Annotated in this window: 2 protein-coding genes; both read right to left on the bottom strand. The window is 60.0% G+C overall.

What is annotated here, in order from left to right:
* Positions 1-49: 49 nt before the first annotated feature.
* On the bottom strand, positions 50-823 hold the full coding sequence (gene istB / locus GCT19_RS41675; protein WP_152855065.1) for an IS21-like element helper ATPase IstB: 774 nt from the start codon (positions 821-823) through the stop codon (positions 50-52).
* The gene (gene istA, locus GCT19_RS41670) at positions 807-2,300 is read right to left on the bottom strand and encodes an IS21 family transposase (RefSeq protein WP_018432598.1); all 1,494 of its coding nucleotides are present in this window, start codon (positions 2,298-2,300) and stop codon (positions 807-809) included. The genes istB and istA overlap by 17 nt, the downstream gene beginning before the upstream one ends.
* Positions 2,301-2,412 lie beyond the last annotated feature (112 nt).

The raw sequence follows: 2,412 nt of genomic DNA, 5'->3' as shown, positions 1-2,412 counted from the left end.
TGTCTGGCGTCAACTAGAACTGCCGTCGGCGACAACTAAAATTGCCGCCCTATGCCGTCGCTGCGGCTGACGCTGTCGGCTTCGCACCGGCAGCTTTTGCGCGATAGCTCTCGACACCCATCAAGTCGAGGACGACGCTGTGGTGCACTACGCGATCGATCGCCGCAAGCGTGGTCATCGGGTCTTTAAAGATGCGTTCCCATTCCGAGAACACGAGATTTGTGGTGATGACGATGCTCTTTCGCTCGTAGCGCTCGGCGAGCAACGTGAACAACACCTCCATTTCATCGCGGTCGTGCTGGACGTAGCCGATGTCATCAAGAACCAAACATTCAAAGCGGTCCAGCTTTGCCAATTCCTGCGGCAAGCGGAGGTCGCGCTTTGCCGCGAGCAACCGCTGCACCAGGGCACCCGTGGGAGTGAACAGAACTGGATAGCCCTGTTCGACGAGCGCGTGACCTAAAGCGCTGGCAAGATGGCTTTTCCCTGCGCCAGGCCTGCCGACGGCCACCACATTGATCGCGTCCTTGAGGAATCCCCCGCTGCGCAACCGCTCGATTTGCATGCGCGTCGCCGGATCAAACCGATCCAGATTGAGAGTCCGGAAGGTTTTCTCTGGAAGCAGTTCGGATTGCCTCAGGAGCCGCTCAATCCGGCGAGCCGCCTTCGCGGCGCGCTCAATGCGGGCCAACTCGAGCAGGAATGCTTCGTGGGTTAGCCCTTCTTTCGCTGCTCGCAATGCCGTATCTTCCACGGCCGCCGCCATGGCGCCGAGATTGAGCGCTCGAAGCGACGCCAGCAGTTCTTCACGTGCGTTGTGCATGGCTGCTCCATGAGGGAATCAAGACGTCGTAATCGCGCAGGTTGATGGCGGCCTTGCCGATCTTTGGAATTGGCGTTGGTGCAGAGCTTGTGACGAGCTCGCGTACCGCTTCGAGCGTTGGTGTACGCCCGTCCGCCAACAGCTGGCCGATTGCCTGATCGATTTCCGCTTCTGATGTGCTCGCGGCCAGGTGCAGCAGGCGCAGGTACTCGCGGTCAGCTTTGGTCGGTGTTGCGGCAAGCAGTGCGTCGTACCCCCGGCGGAACGTGGTCGTCGGAAACAGTTCTTCCCGGTAGCAGTAGGCGGCAAACGCTCCGGGCTTCCGGACGAGCGACCAGATGAGATGCCGATAGTCGATCCGGCGCTGGTTGCGCCCGCTCAGACGCGGCAGCGCAAGAACGTGTGCCGGTCCGTGGTAAAGGTCCAGGCTCTCCGAGCGGATACGCACTTTGAGCTTCGCCCCAATCAGCCTCGAGGGAACAGAGTAGTGGTTGTTGAGCACCCGGATCAAACTGAAACGGGAGACGCGCACCATGATCTCGCGTGTGAAGTCCAGCGGGACCTCAGGTAGAGGTCTGAGGGCTGCCCGATCCGCCTCGAACCGTTGCAGGCGAGTGAGGTTGCGTTGCCGAACAAGCTCACCAAGAAAGTGCTCATAGTCGCTACGCGTTTCGAAGTCTCGCGTGCCGCGAACACGCAGCGCCTGATCGACGGCCTGTTTGAACCGGAAATGCGATTGTTCGACGTCACCGTTCTGGTTGGCGCATCCGGCCGTGTTTGCCGATGGCTGCATTCCGTAATGCGCGAGCAATGCCCGATAGTTCTGCGTGAACTCGTGCATACCCTCGCGATCAAGGTCGCGTACGGCGGCAGTCAGATTGTCAGTGCGGTGCAACTCAGGAACTCCGCCGATTTGCCACAGGCACGCTTCCAGACCTTCGGCTAGCGCCTCGAAACTCTCGGAGAAACAGACACGCACGGCCTCGACGTTCGAATACGTCAGCACCAGGTGGTAGACGAGGTGCGGGAACGCAGTGCCTGCGATCGTTACTCTCAGGCTATTCATCGACGTGAAATCGGATTGAGCCATGCGCCCGGGAATGTGCTCCTGAGGAAACATGATCTCCTGCTCGGGGCCATGACGAACCCGCCATGCCTGAACGTGCCGCTGCAGCGTACGCAGTTGGCCTTCCTGATATCGACCCGGAAACGCCTGACACAACAGCGCGAACAGCGTCTTGCTCTGGAGCGCCGAATCCCGCTTGAGCTGTTCCTCGACCCATGGCCAGTCGAGGCTGAACGGATTCTCCCGCGTTCGATGCGTGCGAGACTTCTTCATCTGACTGGGTAACTGGCCAGCACGCTCGTATTTCCGGGCCGTGCGCTCGCTCATCCCCGTACGCGCCGCAGCCAGCTTCTGGCTCACCCCTTTCTGCCGTTCTTCTCGCAACAATTTGATTTCTCCGTCTTTTTTCATGCCGGCTCCGCAAGGAGCCGCATGATAACGGCGCACCAAACCTCAACAGCTCGGCCGCCGGAAACCGGCAAATCTAGTTGTCGCTACCGGCAGAAGTAATTGTCGCCAGACA

This window comes from Paraburkholderia atlantica, from assembly GCF_009362785.1.
Taxonomy (GTDB): Bacteria; Pseudomonadota; Gammaproteobacteria; order Burkholderiales; family Burkholderiaceae; genus Paraburkholderia; species Paraburkholderia atlantica.
This window is presented reverse-complemented; position numbering and strand designations above follow the sequence as displayed.

Coding starts and splice junctions, on each gene's coding strand:
- istB (WP_152855065.1), bottom strand. CDS start 823: ATGCACAACGCACGTGAAGAACTGCTGGCGTCGCTTCGAGCGCTCAAT.
- istA (WP_018432598.1), bottom strand. CDS start 2,300: ATGAAAAAAGACGGAGAAATCAAATTGTTGCGAGAAGAACGGCAGAAA.